Source organism: Burkholderia cepacia complex sp. TUM26381, assembly GCF_057439935.1.
In genome coordinates, this window is record NZ_CM172006.1 from 3,014,198 (window position 1) to 3,030,737 (window position 16,540).

Here is a 16,540-nt window from a genome sequence, read left to right on the forward strand (position 1 = left end):
GCGCACGCGCCGGCGCGCCGCTCAGTGCGAGCGGCCGTCGTAGTGCGTGACGGGCAGCGCGTCGAGGTCGACGCCCTCGAGGCAGCGCACGTTGATCGCGGCCATCGCGGTGCCGTTCGGATGGACACCCTCGCCGAACGTGTGAATCCCGCAGCGCTTGCAGAAGCGATGCTGGATCACGTGCTTGTTGAACATGTAGGTCGCGAGATTTTCGTCGGGCGTGAGCACCGTCATGTGATCGCGCGGCACGAACCACATCAGCGCGCCCTTGCGCTGGCAGATCGAGCAGTTGCAGGCCATCACGCCCTGCAGGTCGCCTTCCGCCTCGAACTTCACGTCTCCGCAGTGACAGCTGCCACGATAAAGCATGGTCGTCTCCCGGTGCGGCCCGTGCGCATCGACGGCACCCGGGGCGGAACACCGTTGGCCAGGCCGATCCAAACGCGTACAGTAGCGCTCGCATGCGCCGCACGCAATCTCCGGCGGCGCGCGTCCCGACCCTATCCAACCAAGGAAAACCGTCATGCTCGAACTGCGCCCCGGCTGCGAATGCTGCGACAAGGACCTGCCGCCCGATTCGACGGAAGCACGCATCTGCACGTTCGAATGCACGTTCTGCGCGACCTGCGCCGACGACGTGCTGAAGGGCCGTTGCCCGAACTGCGGCGGCGACCTGGTCGCACGCCCGCGGCGCTCGGCGAGCCTGCTCGCGAAGTACCCGGCGTCGACGGAACGCATCGTCAAGCCGGGCGGCTGCGCGAACGCCTGACGGCGCCTCGCCGCCCGCCCCTTTCCGTCACGACATCTCGATTCGCGCGCGCGTCACCGCGAGCAGCGTCGCCATCGCGCGGCGCGCGCCGTCCTCGTCGCGCACGCGGATCGCGTCGCTGACGGCCACGTGCTCGGCGAGCGACGCGTTGTAGACGTCGGCCCGGCGCGCGTTCAGGTGCAGCTGCGCCTCGAGCGTGCGGTCGATCAGCGCGCCGAGCGGCACCAGCAGCTCGTTGCCGCCGGCCTCGAGCACGCTCAGGTGAAAGCGCAGGTCGGCGCGCACCCATTCGTCGACGTTGCGCGCGGCGGCCATCGCGCGCGCCGCGTCGTCGATCGCGACGAATGCTTCGGGCGTATGCGTACGCGCGGCCAGCGCGGCCGCGTACGGCTCGATCATCTCGCGCATCTCCTGCAGCTTCAGCGCGAACGCGAGCGGCGGCGCGACGCGTGCGTACCAGTCGAGCAGATCGGCATCGAGCAGGTTCCACGCGCGGCGCGGCCGCACGCGCGTGCCGACCTTCGGCCGCGATTCGACCAGCCCCTTCGACGTCAGCGTGCGCAGCGCCTCGCGCATCACCGTGCGGCTCACGCCGTACATCTCCATCAGGTCGGGCTCCCTCGGCAGCAGCGATTCGGGCGGATAGTCGCCGCGCAGGATCGCCGTCGCGAGCCGGAAGGCCGTCTGTCCATGCAGGTCGCGTTGAATGATCGTTCTCCGGTGAGCCGGCAGGCCGGCTGCCCACTATCTGCACAATAATGCTATTAATACTATTTTTTATCGGGCTACGCTAGGATAACCGTGAAAGCACGCGACCGTGCGCCGCGCCCGAGCGGCCGCGCCGGTCAACCATGGAGACTCGCGTCATGAAAATCACCCGCCTCGAAACCTTCGTCGTCCCGCCGCGCTGGCTGTTCCTCAAGATCGAAACCGACGAAGGCATCGTCGGCTGGGGCGAGCCGATCGTCGAAGGCCGCGCGCATACGGTCGAGGCCGCCGTGCAGGAGCTGGCCGATTACCTCGTCGGCCGCGACCCGCTGCTGATCGAGGACCACTGGCAGGTGATGTACCGCGCGGGCTTCTACCGCGGCGGCCCGATCATGATGAGCGCGATCGCCGGCGTCGACCAGGCGCTGTGGGACATCAAGGGCAAGCATCACGGCGTGCCGGTGCACGCGCTGCTGGGCGGCCAGGTGCGCGATCGCATCAAGGTGTATTCGTGGATCGGCGGCGACCGGCCGAGCGACGTCGCGAACAATGCGCGCGCGGTCGTCGAGCGCGGCTTCAAGGCCGTGAAGATGAACGGCTCCGAGGAGCTGCAGATCGTCGATACCTACGACAAGGTCGAACAGGTGATCGCGAACGTCTCGGCCGTGCGCGACGCGGTCGGCCCGCACGTCGGGATCGGTGTCGACTTCCACGGCCGCGTGCACAAGCCGATGGCGAAGGTGCTCGCGAAGGAGCTCGACCCGTACAAGCTGATGTTCATCGAGGAACCGGTGCTGTCGGAGAACGCCGAGGCGCTGCGCGACATCGTCAACCAGACCAACACGCCGATCGCGCTCGGCGAGCGGCTGTACTCGCGCTGGGACTTCAAGCACATCCTCGCGGGCGGCTACGTGGACATCATCCAGCCCGACGCGTCGCACGCCGGCGGCATCACCGAGTGCCGCAAGATCGCGACGCTCGCGGAAAGCTACGACGTCGCGCTCGCGCTGCATTGCCCGCTCGGACCGATCGCGCTCGCCGCGTGCCTGCAGCTCGACGCGGTCAGCTACAACGCGTTCATCCAGGAACAGAGCCTCGGCATCCACTACAACCAGGGCAACGACCTGCTCGACTACCTGCGCAACCCCGAAGTGTTCCGCTACGAGGATGGCTTCGTCGCGATCCCGCAAGGCCCGGGGCTCGGCATCGACGTCAACGAGGAGAAGGTGCGCGAGATGGCGAAGACGGGCCACCGCTGGCGCAACCCGGTGTGGCGCCATGCGGACGGCAGCGTCGCCGAGTGGTGATGAAGGAATCGGATGAGCCGGCATGCGCGACGATCACGCCGCGCACCGGCTTCGACACGGCCGCCCGACAGGCGGCCGTTTTTGCTTCTGCGATCCGCGGGGCGTCGACAACGAGCATCGCTACGCTGCCCCGCACGGAACCCGCGGTCAGCCGAGCGCCGCGAACCCCGGCACGCTGAACGACAGCACGGCCGCCGCGATGAACACGCCGATCATCGTCATCCCTTCGAGATGCAGGATGTTGCGGAACGTGTGTGCATCCTCGGTCGACGCGGTGCGGCGCAGGCGCGGCAGCGCCGAGAAGCGGTTCAGGCCGCCGAGCACGAGCGCGAGCGCGACGAGCAGCAGCTTCAGCAGCAACACGCGACCCCATGTACTGCCATCGAGCGGCGCAAGCGAACCGCCAAGCCCGCGGATCGCGTTGAGCACGCCCGTGCCGAGCACGAACACGACCGCGATGATCGACGTGCGCGACAGGTGCTGGCCGATGCGGATCAGCGCGCCGCGCGCGACCGACGAACCCAGCGTCGGCAGCACCGCGAGCCCGCCCGCGAGCACGAGGCCGCCCCACACGGCCGTCGCGAGCAGGTGCAGCGTGTGCACGCCGACCGCCGCGGACAGCGCGCCCGTATCGGCCGCGTGGCCGAGCGACGCCTTGCCCGCCGCGACCACGATCACCGCGAGCCACAGCACCGCGTGTGCGACCCGGCCGTCCGGCTTCGCGAGCGCGACGATCGCGAGCAGCACGGCACCGGCGAACGCGACGCTCCACGCGAAGCCCGTGTGCGTCTGCATCAGCATGGTCGGAATCGCGGCGAACGCACCGCCGAGCCCCGAGCCGCTCATCGTCGCGGCCTCGTAGACGAGCCAGCCGAGATCGGCGAGCACCAGCGCCAGCGCCGCCGCGACCAGCGAATGTTGCGCGCGCAGCCACGCCGGATGCGACGGCGCGATGACCGGCCGTGCGCCGTCCTTGCCGAGCCACGCCTTGAGCAGCGCCGAGCCGACCGCCATCGCGAACGCGGCGTCCATCAGCGCCGCGAGCGCGACCTGACCGATCCACAAGCTGTCGAACTTCATCGCGCGCCCCCTCCCGACAGCGACGGGCCGGCAAGGCGGCGGCAACGGGACGGACAGCGTGAGGCAAGCAACGGCACGGTAGAAAACGTCATCGATGAATCCGGAAACGGGAGAAATGACTGGACCAGCGGCGGAGGCGGCGCCGCGCGACCCGCGAGTGTACGGTCTTCGATGGTGAAAACGCACGCCGGTTCACACAGCGGCGCAGCAATGCGCGTCAAATTGTCGCAAGTCGCAAACAGACAGGAACCGATGTCCTTTTGCCAAATAGCCGTCATTACCCATCGATGATAGAATGCCGCGTCGCAGCAGCCCGGCTGTCCTGCCGTCCATGCGCCGAGCCGATCGTAGCCCGGACAAGGTCCCCGACGAATAAACATGGAGTCTCGTGTGTCTTCAAGACGCCTCTTCCGTCCGCTGCTCGCCGTTCTGATGATCGGCGGCGCGGGCCTTATGAGCGCTGCCCAAGCGCAGACCAAGCCCACGGAGCAAGCGCACGCCCAGCAGGCGCCGCTCAAGGCACCCGATACCATGGCCGAGCGCGTGCGCGGCTGTACCGCATGCCACGGCGTTCACGGCCAGGGCACGGACAACGATTATTTCCCGCGTCTTGCCGGCAAGCCGGCCGAGTACCTGTACAACCAGCTCGTCAACTTCCGTGACGGCCGGCGCAAGTACCCGCCGATGAACTACCTGCTGACGTACCTGAACGACGACTACCTGCGCGAAATCGCCGAGCACTTCTCGGCCGAACGTCCGCCGTACCCGACGCCGGCGAAGCCGACGCTGCCGGCCGCGACGCTCGCACGCGGCAAGCAGCTCGTCACGCAGGGCGATCCGTCCCGCAAGCTGCCGGCCTGCGTGGCCTGCCACGGCGCAGGGCTGACCGGCATGCAGCCGGCGATCCCGGGCCTCGTCGGCCTGCACGCCGATTACCTGAGCGCGCAGCTCGGCGCCTGGCGCTCGGGCAACCGCCACGCGAAGGCACCGGATTGCATGCACGACATCGCGTCGAAGCTGTCCGACGAAGACGTGACGGCCGTGACCGCATGGCTCGCCGCACAACCGGCGCCCGCCAACCCCGTGCCGGCCCCGGCGCGTTCGATGAAGACTCCGCTCGCCTGCGGCAGCGAACCGCAATAAGGCAAGGGAGACAGACACAATGAAACGCAAGTCCCTGTTTGCACTCTCGGCCGTCGCGATCGTCGCGGCCGCCGCCCTCGTGCCGGTCCTGTGGCCGGGCAACGACACGCTGCACGGCGCTGCCGCCGTCGCGGCCACGCCGGCCGACCAGGCCGCGCTGATCAAGAAGGGCGAATACCTCGCGCGCGTCGGCGACTGTATCGCGTGCCACACCGTGCGCGGCGGCAAGTCGTTCGCGGGCGGCCTGCCGATGGCGACGCCGTTCGGCACGATGTACACGCCGAACATCACGCCGGACGACCAGAACGGTATCGGCAAGTGGACGTCGGACGACTTCTACCGCGCGATGCACACCGGTCGTTCGAAGGACGGCAGCCTGCTGTATCCTGGCTTCCCGTTCGCGAGCTACACGAAGGTCACGCGCTCGGATTCGGACGCGATCTACGCGTACCTGCGCTCGGTCGCACCGGTATCGGTGCCGAGCCGTCCGCACGAACTGAAGTTCCCGTTCAACAACCGCAACCTGCTGATCGGCTGGCGCACGCTGTTCTTCAAGGAAGGCGAGTACAAGCCGGATCCGACGAAGTCGGTCGAATGGAACCGCGGCGCCTACCTCGTCGAAGGCCTCGGCCACTGCTCGATGTGCCACACGTCGATCAACATGATGGGCGGCCCGGTGAGCTCGTCGGCGTTCGCCGGCGGCCTGATCCCGCTGCAGAACTGGTATGCGCCGTCGCTGACGAACGACAAGGAACTCGGCCTCGGCGACTGGCACGTGCAGGAGCTGTCCGACCTGCTGCAGGCCGGCGTGTCGAACAAGGGCGCGGTGTTCGGCCCGATGGCGGACGTGGTCCACAACAGCCTGCAGTACATGACCGACGAAGATACGCGCGCAATGTCGACGTACCTGAAGTCGATCCCGCAGAAGGCTGAAGCGCCGAAGAACATGCAATACGAGCCGTCGAAGCAATTCGGCAACGCGCTGTTCGACCAGGGCAAGAAGATCTACGCGGACAACTGCGCGACCTGCCACGCCGAAACCGGCGCGGGCAAGCCGCCTGCTTATCCGCCGCTCGCGGGCAACCACTCGATCATGATGGAATCGGCAGTCAACCCGATCCGCATGGTGCTGAATGGCGGCTATCCGCCGAGCACGTTCAAGAACCCGCGTCCGTACGGCATGCCGCCGTTCGCGCAGTCGCTGTCGAACCAGGAAGTCGCAGCAGTAGTAACGTACATCCGGATGTCGTGGGGCAACAACGGTACGCCGATCTCGCCACAACAGGTGAGTGACCTGCGTTCCGCGCCGCTTGACTAAATAACGCGTGACGCAAACGGGGCGCGGCTGCGGGAAACCGCAGCCGCGCCCCTTTGCTTTTTGCGACGCCAGTCCCCGCGCGGGCCGCGCGAGGTGTCGCCGATCATAAAACTCAAGAGTGGTATCTATGTCTTTCGAATCTCTCGGCCTGGCCGAACCGCTGGTCAAGGCGGTCAACGAGCTCGGCTACACGTCGCCGACTCCGATCCAGCAGCAGGCGATCCCTGCCGTCCTCGGCGGCGGCGACCTGCTCGCCGGCGCGCAAACCGGCACCGGCAAGACCGCCGGCTTCACGCTGCCGATCCTGCAACGCCTGCACACGTTCTACGCGGACAATCGCGGCGCGAAGCGCGCGGTGCGCGCACTGATCCTCACGCCTACGCGCGAACTCGCCGCGCAGGTCGAGGAAAGCGTCCGGGCATACAGCAAGTACCTGAAGCTGCGCTCGACCGTGATGTTCGGCGGCGTCAGCATCAATCCGCAGATCGATGCGCTCAAGCGCGGCGTCGACATCGTCGTCGCGACGCCGGGCCGCCTGCTCGACCACATGCAGCAGAAGACCATCGACCTGTCGGATCTCGACATCCTCGTGCTCGACGAAGCCGACCGGATGCTCGACATGGGCTTCATCCACGACATCAAGCGCGTGCTCGCGAAGCTGCCGCCGGAGCGCCAGAACCTGCTGTTCTCGGCCACCTTCTCCGATGAAATCAAGGCGCTCGCGGACAGCCTGCTCGATTCGCCCGCGCTGATCGAAGTCGCGCGCCGCAACACGACCGCCGAAAGCGTCGCGCAGAAGATCCACCCGGTCGACCGCGATCGCAAGCGCGAGCTGCTCACGCACCTGATCCGCGAACACAACTGGTTCCAGGTGCTCGTGTTCACGCGTACCAAGCACGGCGCGAACCGGCTCGCCGAACAGCTGACGAAGGACGGCATCAGCGCGATGGCGATCCACGGCAACAAGAGCCAGTCGGCCCGTACGCGCGCGCTGGCCGAGTTCAAGAACAGCACGCTGCAGGTGCTCGTCGCGACCGATATCGCCGCGCGCGGGATCGACATCGACCAGCTGCCGCACGTCGTCAACTTCGACCTGCCGAACGTGCCCGAGGATTACGTGCACCGGATCGGCCGCACGGGCCGCGCAGGCGCGACCGGTGAAGCCGTGTCGCTCGTGTGTGTCGACGAAAAGCAGCTGCTGCGCGACATCGAGCGGCTGATCAAGCGCGAGATTCCGCAGGAAGTGATCGCGGGCTTCGAACCCGATCCGCACGCGAAGCCGGAGCCGATCCAGCAGCGCCGCGGCCAGCAGCAACCGCGCGGCGGTGGCGGCGGCGGCGGCGGCGGCGGCAATCGCCAGCCGCGTGCAGGCGGCTCAGGCCAGCCGGCCGCGAAACGCGAAGGCAACGCGCAACCGAAAACGTCGCAGCAGAAGGCCGCGAAGCCGCGCACGCAAGGCGGTGCCGGCGCCGGCGGGAATAGCGGCGGACGTCCGGCGGGTGGCGGCAACGGCGCACGCCCGGCGAACGGCAATGCCGCGCACCCGAACCGCAACCGCTCGTCGCGCAGCGGCCAGCGCGGTCACTGAAGCCGCGCGGCTGCGCGCCGCAGGTGCTCGACCTGGCGTTGCCAGCGTGCGAGCACCGCCGCGCGCTCCCCTTCCAGCGTGAACGTGACGCCTGTCGCGAGGCGCGCATAGCCGACCCGCTGCGCATCGCCGTGCGCGATCGTCGCAGCGAATCCGGCCAGCCCGCCGAAGTCGCCTTCGAGCGGCATCATCTCCAGTTGCGCCTGAAAGAACGCGCCGTCCGCGACGAGCGTCAACGCGGCCGTGCGCCGTTGCGCGATCGCACGCGCCGCCCGCGACTGCGGCCATAGCGCGATCAGCAGCGTGCGCGCATCGCGCGCATAGATCTCGCCGACACCGAGCAGCGTCGTGCGCAACTGGCCGTCGTCGGTCGCGACGATCAGCGATGCGGCGATGTCGGCATGACGCTCGAGCGCGGTGCCGTCGAACAGCGAAACGACGGCCGGCGGCCACGCGTCGAACGTCCATTGTTCGAGTGCGTGGCGATGGGTATCGGTCATGATGGCGTGGCTCTGGTGCGGATCGGATGCGAAGGCACCAGCATACGCGCGGCAGGCCGCGCCGAGGCGATCAGCGCAGGAAAACGTGCCGCGTGATCTTCGTGAGCGGATAGTGGACGCCCGGCTGGATCTTCGCGGGCAGGTCGAGCGGCTTGAGCAGCATCTTCACGCACATGTCGGCCGACAGGTTGCGCCGGACGAGCGAATTGATGCGCGCGGCACGCTCGCGGTTGTATTGATTGTCGCCGATGCGATCCGGGTAGCGGATCGCGAACACGTGGCGCAGCGCGATCTCGGAATCCTCGTTCTTGATTTCCATCACGCGGCGCATCAGCGCGCCGAGCACCGCGAGCCGGCCGTTGCCTTCGACCTGGTTGTACTTCTTGAAGAACTTGAAGAAGTGCTTGTAGTGGCGCACTTCGTCGGTGCGGATGTTGTCGGTGATTTCCTTCAGCACCGGCTCGTCCGAGCACTCGTTGATCGCGCGATAGAGCGTGGCCGTGCCGGTCTCGACGACGCAGCGCGCGACCATCTCGAGTGCACGGGTCTTCTCGAACGCCTCGACCGAGCAGGTCTTCGAGTACTCGGCGAAGAAATTCGCGAAGGCGGTATCCCAGTCGAACTCGGGCCATACGTGCGCGATGTACGCCTTCAACGCGCGGCCGTGCTGCAATTCTTCGTGCTCCCATGCATTGTTGAGCCATGCGGAGACTTCCGGATCGTCATTGAAGAATGTGCTCAGATTGCTCGTGTAGAGATCCGAGCCGCTTTCGATGAACGACGACGCGCACAGCAGCAGCAGCAGATCCTCGTTCGCGGCCGCACGCTGACGATCGATCCGGTTCAGGTCGATGTCCTCGATACGCCACGGCATCACATGCGTCGTTTTGGTGTCCATGGTGGTGCGCTCCCAGTCGTCGCGCGGGGGCCGGCCCATGCCTTCGGCACAGGCGCCGACCTTCCCGCAGGCGGCGTTTTACGTCGTTTATAGTGAATTGGTCCGGCCGAACCATCCAGGCATCTTAGCCGGACTTTGATGTTCGTGCTCCAGAGCACTGACCATACCGGACAAGCGCAGTTCCACAGCGTCTGTTGCCGTTCGTTAGACGAGTCCTTCAAACCGCTTGCGCACGTTCGATGGTATGGCCGCGCCAAACGAAACGGGCGGCCATTCGGCCGCCCGTCGAGCACGCAAAACGGAAGCGATCCGTCAGAAACCGGCTGCCAGGCCGTCGCGCCGGCTGTCGCTCGCGGCCACGTAGCCGCGCTCGCGATCGTCGCGGTCGAGACGCCAGATGAACTGCCCCGAGCCGAAATCCATGTAAGGATCGTCGATCGACTTGATCGTATGACCGCGTGCGGCCAGCGCGTCGACGGTCGCGCGATTCATCGTGGATTCGACGTCGAGCGTGAAGTCGCGGTTGACCTTCCAGCGCGGCGCATCGCATGCGGCCTGCGGCTGCTGGCCGTAGCCGAGCATCCGCACGACGGTCTGCAGGTGGCCTTGCGGCTGCATGTCGCCGCCCATCACGCCGAAGCTCATCACGGCCTCGGTGCGGCCGTCGACTTCCTCGGTGACGAACGCGGGGATGATCGTGTGGAACGGCCGCTTGCCGCCCGCGACGACGTTCGGCGAAGCCGGGTCCATCGAGAAGCCGTGCCCGCGGTTCTGCAGCGCGATGCCGGTGCCCGGCACGACGAGCCCCGAACCGAAGCCCATGTAGTTCGACTGGATGAAGCTCACCATCATCCCGCGCTCGTCGGCGGCCGACAGGTAGATCGTGCCGCCCGAATGCGGCCGGCCGGCGCCGAAGTGCGTCGCACGCGCGGGGTCGATCAGCTTCGCGCGCCCGGCGAGATACGCATCGTCGAGCATCTGCTCCGGCGTGACGTCCATCGCGCGCGGATCGGCGACGTAACGATAGACGTCCGCGAACGCGAGCTTCATCGCCTCGATCTGCAGATGCTGCGAGTCGACCGAATCGAGCGGCCAATCGGTCACGCCCGCATGTTCGGCAATCCCCAGCGCGATCAGCGCGGCGATGCCCTGCCCGTTCGGCGGGATCTCGTGAATCGTGTGGCGGCCGAAGCGCTTGCCGATCGGCTCGACCCATTCCGGCCGGTACGCACGCAGGTCGGCTTCGGTCATCGCGCCGCCGCCTTCGCGCGAGAACGCCGCGATGCGCTCGGCGAGCGCGCCTTCGTAGAACGAACGGGCACCGTCCTTCGCGAGCGCGCGCAGCGTCCGTGCATGACCGGGCAGGCACATGCGTTCGCCGACGAGCGGCGCACGGCCGCGCGGCATGAAGGTGTCCGCGAAACCCGGCAGGCCCTGTAGTTCGGGAACGGCCGCCGCCCACTTGTGCGCGACGATCGGCGGCACCGCATAGCCGCGCTCCGCGATCTCGATCGCCGGCTCGAGCAGGTCCGCGAACGGCAGCGAACCGAACTTCGCATGCAGCGCTTCCCAGCCCGCGATCACGCCCGGCACGGTGACGGTGTCCCAGCCGCGCGTCGGCTTGTTCGCGAAGCCGCGCGCATCCTCGCCGTGGCGCTTGCGGAAGTAGTCGACGTTCCACGCGGCCGGCGCGACCCCCGACGCATTCAGCCCGGACAGCCGCTCACCGTCCCACACGAGCGCGAACGCATCGCCGCCGAGCCCGCACGACACGGGCTCGACGACGGTGATCGCAGCCGCGGCGGCCAGCGCCGCGTCGACCGCATTGCCGCCCTTCCACAGCATCCGCAGCCCGGCCTGCGCGGCCAGCGGGTGCGACGTCGACACGACGTTGCGCGCGAATACCGGAATGCGGGTCGTCGGATACGGGTTGTGCCAGTTGAAGCCAGTCATCGATGCCACCTCGTCGAAAGCTGAATGAACGCGCCCGCATGCGCGGGCAATCCGCCATTGCAGCGCGATCGACGGAATCGCACAAATTCATTTGTCACATGAATCCATGCGATTTCCGCATGAATCGAGCATCGCCGTGCGGGCCAGGCCGGCCGAACGGCGTTGCCGCCCTTACAATACCTGCTCCGTCTCACGACACGACCATCGAGCCATGACCCGAGATCCCCGCCTCACCCTCAACGCGCGCCAGCAGGAATTGCTCGAATGGGTGCAGCGCGACGGCTTCGTGACCGTCGACGATCTCGCCGCGCACTTCGCGGTGACGCCGCAGACGATCCGCCGCGACGTGAACTGGCTCGCCGACCTGAACCTGCTGCGCCGCTACCACGGCGGCGCGAGCCTGCCGACCAGCTCGGAGAACGTGTCGTACACCGCGCGCCAGCGGATGTTCCACGACGAGAAGCGGCGCATCGCGGCGCTCGCGGCGTCGCACATCCCCGACCAGGCATCGCTGTTCATCAACCTCGGCACGACGACCGAGGAAGTCGCGCGCGCGCTGAACCGCCATCACGGGCTGCACGTGATCACGAACAACCTGAACGTCGCGTCGATGATGAGCGGCTACCCCGACTGCGAGGTGCTGATCACGGGCGGCATCGTGCGGCCGTGGGACAAGGGGATCGTCGGCGAGCTCGCGATCGACTTCATCCGGCAGTTCAAGGTCGACTACGCGATCATCGGCACGTCGGCGATCGAGGCCGACGGCACGCTGCGCGACTTCGACACGCGCGAGGTGCGCGTGGCCGAGGCGATCATGCAGCACGCGCGCACGGTCTACCTCGTGGCCGACCATTCGAAGGTCGGCCGCCCGGCGCTGGTGCGCCAGGGCCATCTGAGCCAGGTGCACGCGCTTTTCACCGACAAGCCGCTGCCGCCGGAGATGGCCGATACGGTGGCCGCCGCCGGCACCCAGGTGTACATCGCGGAATGACGGCTGCGATGCTGCACCGCACCTGAAACTTCAAGTGAAATCAAGAAGTTGGCGCCGCGCGCGAACCGCTTGCGGTGCCCGCTCCTGTCAAACGGAAAATTAACGGGGCACGATTTGTCGTTGCCTGCGTGCTCGACTAGACTCCAGTTCCCCGGCCCGTTCGCCCGATCCGCCTGTGCCAGGGCGAGTGCGAACCGCAGGGCCGGCGAATACAGCTTTCCCCCCAAGCCATACCCCGCGGGGTATCGCGCGTCGGCGTGTGCGCCGGCCGCGCGGGCAGTCCGATTGCCATGGAGAGAACGATGCTGAGTCCGCATGAATTCGCCACGCTATTGCTTGTGAAGGACGCGCCTGATCAGCGCGACATGGATCGGGATGAACTGGACATCCTGCTCGAACAGCAGCTCGTTCGCCTGGAAGGGCTCGGTTCGGGGCGCAAATACTGCGTGACCGAGACCGGCGACGCCGCGCTGCGATCCATCAAGTACCGCTATTCGTGAAATTCCGCCGTTCCTGACCTGACCGCGTAGCCGGATCCCCGGCCACGCGGTCGCTTCCGCTTGTCCCGCCCGTTCTCCGCAGCCCGCTTCAACCGCCACGCAGCGTCGGATCGACCGCCGCCCGCCAGCTGATGGCCTGTGCGCGCGCCCCGTTGAAATACGCGATCCAGCCGGCGCGCGCCGCCGCGTCAGGCGCCACATAGTGGATCGAAAGTTCGTTTACGAACGCACAATAGTTCGCTTCGGTCAGCCCGCGATACCGTTTCGCCACATACGCGTCGTACAGCGTCGAGTAGACCGGCTGCGCGTCCGCGCCCCAGTCGCGCGCCGTGCCGCCGCACGATGTCTGCAGGTCGACGAACGACGGCGCCCGCCAGTTGCCGGTGAGCGGCGGCATGCCCGCGCTGCACCCCGCCAGAAAGACGGCGCACACGCCGGCCCACATCCCAATACGCATGATTCACCTCGCGAAACGGTCGATTCCGCCAGTATCGTCCGGGATCGCGCCGGACGCTACTGGCCCCGCTTTTTCGAACTTTACTTTTTCGATTTCGTTCGTTAAATTTCGAATTCGAACATTCCGTGTTCACCCCATTTCAACAGACGATAAGGACAGCAGGTGACCCAACCGAATCGCTACGATCTGCTCGTCGTCGGCGGCGGCATCAACGGCGCGGGCATCGCGCGCGATGCGGCCGGCCGCGGCCTGTCGGTCATGCTCTGCGAGCAGGACGACCTCGCGTCGCACACGTCGTCGTCCAGCACGAAGCTGATTCACGGCGGCCTGCGTTACCTCGAATACAACGAGTTCGGGCTGGTGCGCAAGGCGCTGCAGGAGCGCGAGACACTGCTGCGCGCGGCACCGCACATCATGTGGCCGCTGCGCTTCGTGATGCCGCACATGCCGAACCTGCGTCCGGCCTGGCTGATCCGCATCGGCCTGTTCCTCTACGATCACCTCGCGAAACGCGAACTGCTGCCCGGCTCGCGCGGCATCGACATGCGCCGCCATGCGGCCGGCGCACCGCTGATCGATTCGATCAAGCGCGGCTTCGTGTATTCCGACGGCTGGGTCGACGACGCACGCCTCGTCGTGCTGAACGCGATGGATGCGAAGGAGCGCGGCGCCGAGATCCTGACGCGCACCAAGCTCGTCTCCGCCGAACGCCGCGGCGACGAATGGGAAGCGCGGCTGCAGCACGCCGACGGTTCGATCCGCGTCGTGCATGCGCGCGCGATCGCGAACGCGGCCGGCCCGTGGGTCGGCGACGTGCTGCACGGCGCGCTCGGCCGCGGCGCGCAGCACAGCGTGCGGCTCGTGAAGGGTAGCCACATCATCACGCGCCGCCTGTTCGATCACGATCACGCGTACATCTTCCAGAACCCGGACAAGCGGATCATCTTCGCGATTCCGTACGAACACGACTTCACGCTGATCGGCACGACCGACGTCGAATACACGAACGATCCCGCGAAGGTCGCGATCGATCGCGACGAGACGCAGTACCTGTGCGATTCGATCAACCGCTACTTCAAGCGCAAGATCTCGCCGGCCGACGTGCACTGGACCTACTCGGGCGTGCGCCCGTTGCTCGAAGACGAGAACGCGGCAAACGCGTCGGCCGTCACGCGCGACTACCGCCTCGAGCTCGACGACGGTGCGGGCGCCCCGCTGCTGTCGGTGTTCGGCGGCAAGATCACGACGTTCCGCAAGCTCGCGGAAGAAGCCGGCGACATGCTGTGCCGCGCGCTCGGCCGCGACGCGAAAACCTGGACGGCCGGCGTCGCACTGCCGGGCGGCGACATCGCGAACGCAAAGTTCGACGTGTTCGCCAGCGCGTTCGCGAAACGCCATCCGTGGCTGCCCGCCGCGCTCGCCCGCCGCTATGCGCGTGCATACGGCACGCGCGCGGAGCGCGTGGTCGACGGCGCGACGTCACTCGCCGATCTCGGCGCCGAAATCGCGCCGGGCATCCACGACGCCGAACTGCGCTACCTGCGCGACGCCGAATGGGCGACCTGCGCGCAGGACGTGCTGTGGCGCCGCTCGAAGCTCGGCCTGCACGTCACGCCGGGCACGCTGGACGCGGTGACGGCCGCGGTCGATGCGTGGTTCGCCGCCGCGCACGCGCCGCACGCGTGATCCGATTGCAGTTGCAGTTGTCTTACCGACGTTGATTCACCGACGCGCCGCCCACCATGCGGCGCGCATCACAACTACGCCAATTCACGGATGGAGATGAGAGACATGCAGGATCAGTACATCCTCGCGCTTGACCAGGGCACCACGAGTTCCCGCGCGATGCTGTTCGACCGCCAGGGCAATATCGTATCGATCGCCCAGAAGGAATTCGAACAGATCTACCCGCAACCCGGCTGGGTCGAGCACGACCCGCAGGAAATCTGGTCGACGCAAGCCGGCGTCGCCGCCGAAGCCGTCACGCGCACGGGCATGAACGGCACGTCGATCGCCGCGATCGGCATCACGAACCAGCGCGAGACGACCATCGTCTGGGATCGCGAAACGGGCCAGCCCGTCTACAACGCCATCGTCTGGCAGGACCGCCGCACGGCCGACTTCTGCGACTCGCTGAAAAAGCAGGGTCTCGAAGCGAAGGTGCGCGCGAAGACCGGCCTGCCGATCGACTCGTACTTCTCCGGAACCAAGATCCGCTGGATCCTCGACAACGTGCCGGGCGCACGCGAGAAGGCCAGGCAGGGCAAGCTCGCGTTCGGCACCGTCGACAGCTGGCTCGTGTGGAATTTCACGAAGCACGAACTGCACGTGACCGACGTGACGAACGCATCGCGCACGATGCTGTTCAACATCCACACGCGCGAATGGGACAACGAGCTGCTCGAACTGCTCGACATCCCGCGCAGCATGCTGCCGGAAGTGAAGGCCTCGTCGGAAATCTACGGCCACACGAAGACCACCGTGTTCGCGTCGAAGATCCCGCTCGCGGGTATCGCCGGCGACCAGCAGGCGGCACTGTTCGGCCAGATGTGCACGACCTCCGGCATGGTGAAGAACACCTACGGCACCGGTTGCTTCCTGATGATGAACACCGGCGACAAGCCGATCGAGTCGAAGAACAACCTCGTCACGACGATCGCCTGGCAGATCGGCAACGACGTGCAGTACGCGCTCGAAGGCAGCATCTTCATCGCGGGCGCGGTCGTGCAATGGCTGCGCGACGGCGTCGGCATCATCAAGACGGCCGCTGAAATCGAAGCGCTCGCCGCGAGCGTGCCGCACACCGACGGCGTCTACCTCGTGCCCGCGTTCGCCGGCCTTGGCGCACCGCACTGGAATGCGCGGGCACGCGGCTCGGTGTTCGGCGTCACGCGCGGCACGACCTCCGCGCACCTCGCCCGTGCGGCGCTCGATGCAATCGCGTACCAGTCGCTCGACGTGCTGGCCGCGATGGAAGCCGATTCGGGCATCAGCATCGGCGAGCTGCGGGTGGACGGCGGCGCGAGCGCGAACAACCTGCTGATGCAGTTCCAGGCCGACCTGCTCGGCGTCGACGCGGTGCGTCCGCAGATCACCGAGACGACCGCGCTCGGTGCGGCCTATCTCGCGGGCCTCGCGATCGGCTACTGGAAGAACCTCGACGAAGTGCGCGACCAGTGGCAGCTCGATCGCCGCTTCTCGCCGTCGATGCCGAAGGAGCAGGTCGAACGCTGCATGTCGGGCTGGCAGCGTGCGGTGCGCGCCGCGAAAGCCTGGGCCGACGACGCCCAGTAATCCCGACACTTCCCAACGAAATACAACAACACCG

The 16,540-nt window shown here is 67.1% G+C and carries 16 protein-coding genes; 9 read left to right on the plus strand and 7 right to left on the minus strand.

Annotation, left to right across the window (positions count from 1 at the left end; translation table 11 throughout):
* Positions 1-21: 21 nt before the first annotated feature.
* Entirely contained in the window at positions 22-369 is a 348-nt protein-coding gene (locus ACWMMN_RS14165; protein WP_059233278.1) for a GFA family protein, read from the minus strand.
* 154 nt (positions 370-523) lie between these two features.
* Between ACWMMN_RS14165 and ACWMMN_RS14170 the strand changes: the two genes are divergently transcribed.
* Entirely contained in the window at positions 524-769 is a 246-nt protein-coding gene (locus ACWMMN_RS14170) for a DUF1272 domain-containing protein (RefSeq protein WP_059233277.1), read from the plus strand.
* A 27-nt stretch (positions 770-796) separates the two neighbouring features.
* Here ACWMMN_RS14170 and ACWMMN_RS14175 read toward each other — a convergent pair whose 3' ends face one another.
* Entirely contained in the window at positions 797-1,501 is a 705-nt protein-coding gene (locus ACWMMN_RS14175; protein WP_059233276.1) for a FadR/GntR family transcriptional regulator, read from the minus strand.
* Between the two features lie 134 nt (positions 1,502-1,635).
* Between ACWMMN_RS14175 and dgoD the strand changes: the two genes are divergently transcribed.
* Entirely contained in the window at positions 1,636-2,784 is a 1,149-nt protein-coding gene (gene dgoD, locus ACWMMN_RS14180) for a galactonate dehydratase (protein WP_059233275.1), read from the plus strand.
* A gap of 147 nt (positions 2,785-2,931) precedes the next feature.
* On the opposite strand, the gene ACWMMN_RS14185 is transcribed toward dgoD, so the two are convergent.
* Entirely contained in the window at positions 2,932-3,864 is a 933-nt protein-coding gene (locus ACWMMN_RS14185; RefSeq protein WP_059233274.1) for a copper resistance D family protein, read from the minus strand.
* Between the two features lie 378 nt (positions 3,865-4,242).
* Here ACWMMN_RS14185 and ACWMMN_RS14190 point away from each other — a divergent pair, with 378 nt between their 5' ends.
* The 3 genes from ACWMMN_RS14190 (at position 4,243) to ACWMMN_RS14200 (ending at position 7,913) form a co-directional block, all read left to right on the plus strand.
* Positions 4,243-5,007, plus strand: coding sequence for a c-type cytochrome (locus tag ACWMMN_RS14190; protein WP_034189042.1), 765 nt, complete (start codon positions 4,243-4,245; stop codon positions 5,005-5,007).
* A 19-nt stretch (positions 5,008-5,026) separates the two neighbouring features.
* Positions 5,027-6,325, plus strand: coding sequence for a c-type cytochrome (locus ACWMMN_RS14195; protein WP_059233273.1), 1,299 nt, complete (start codon positions 5,027-5,029; stop codon positions 6,323-6,325).
* 127 nt (positions 6,326-6,452) lie between these two features.
* Positions 6,453-7,913, plus strand: a complete 1,461-nt coding sequence (locus tag ACWMMN_RS14200) for a DEAD/DEAH box helicase (RefSeq protein ID WP_486422779.1) — start codon at positions 6,453-6,455, stop codon at positions 7,911-7,913.
* On the opposite strand, the gene ACWMMN_RS14205 is transcribed toward ACWMMN_RS14200, so the two are convergent.
* From ACWMMN_RS14205 to ACWMMN_RS14215, 3 genes are all read right to left on the minus strand, one after another.
* Complete coding sequence (locus tag ACWMMN_RS14205; RefSeq protein WP_059233271.1) at positions 7,907-8,413, minus strand: hypothetical protein; 507 nt, start codon at positions 8,411-8,413, stop codon at positions 7,907-7,909. The genes ACWMMN_RS14200 and ACWMMN_RS14205 overlap by 7 nt on opposite strands.
* 70 nt (positions 8,414-8,483) lie before the next feature.
* Positions 8,484-9,311, minus strand: coding sequence for a ferritin-like domain-containing protein (locus ACWMMN_RS14210; protein ID WP_059233270.1), 828 nt, complete (start codon positions 9,309-9,311; stop codon positions 8,484-8,486).
* 312 nt (positions 9,312-9,623) lie between these two features.
* Complete coding sequence (locus ACWMMN_RS14215; protein ID WP_174993166.1) at positions 9,624-11,264, minus strand: gamma-glutamyltransferase family protein; 1,641 nt, start codon at positions 11,262-11,264, stop codon at positions 9,624-9,626.
* 211 nt (positions 11,265-11,475) lie between these two features.
* Between ACWMMN_RS14215 and ACWMMN_RS14220 the strand changes: the two genes are divergently transcribed.
* Both ACWMMN_RS14220 and ACWMMN_RS14225 read left to right on the plus strand, forming a co-directional pair.
* The gene (locus ACWMMN_RS14220; RefSeq protein ID WP_014896128.1) at positions 11,476-12,255 is read left to right on the plus strand and encodes a DeoR/GlpR family DNA-binding transcription regulator; all 780 of its coding nucleotides are present in this window, start codon (positions 11,476-11,478) and stop codon (positions 12,253-12,255) included.
* Between the two features lie 302 nt (positions 12,256-12,557).
* Entirely contained in the window at positions 12,558-12,755 is a 198-nt protein-coding gene (locus tag ACWMMN_RS14225; RefSeq protein WP_006477892.1) for a hypothetical protein, read from the plus strand.
* A gap of 88 nt (positions 12,756-12,843) precedes the next feature.
* On the opposite strand, the gene ACWMMN_RS14230 is transcribed toward ACWMMN_RS14225, so the two are convergent.
* Positions 12,844-13,212 carry a hypothetical protein gene (locus tag ACWMMN_RS14230; RefSeq protein WP_486422780.1) on the minus strand — a complete coding sequence of 123 codons (369 nt, stop codon included), beginning with the start codon at positions 13,210-13,212 and terminating at the stop codon, positions 12,844-12,846.
* A gap of 162 nt (positions 13,213-13,374) precedes the next feature.
* On the opposite strand from ACWMMN_RS14230, the gene glpD reads away from it, so the two are divergent.
* Positions 13,375-14,898, plus strand: a complete 1,524-nt coding sequence (gene glpD, locus ACWMMN_RS14235; protein ID WP_059233268.1) for a glycerol-3-phosphate dehydrogenase — start codon at positions 13,375-13,377, stop codon at positions 14,896-14,898.
* Positions 14,899-15,003: 105 nt separating this feature from the next.
* On the plus strand, positions 15,004-16,506 hold the full coding sequence (glpK, locus tag ACWMMN_RS14240) for a glycerol kinase GlpK (RefSeq protein ID WP_342702856.1): 1,503 nt from the start codon (positions 15,004-15,006) through the stop codon (positions 16,504-16,506).
* The last annotated feature ends 34 nt before the right edge of the window (positions 16,507-16,540 follow it).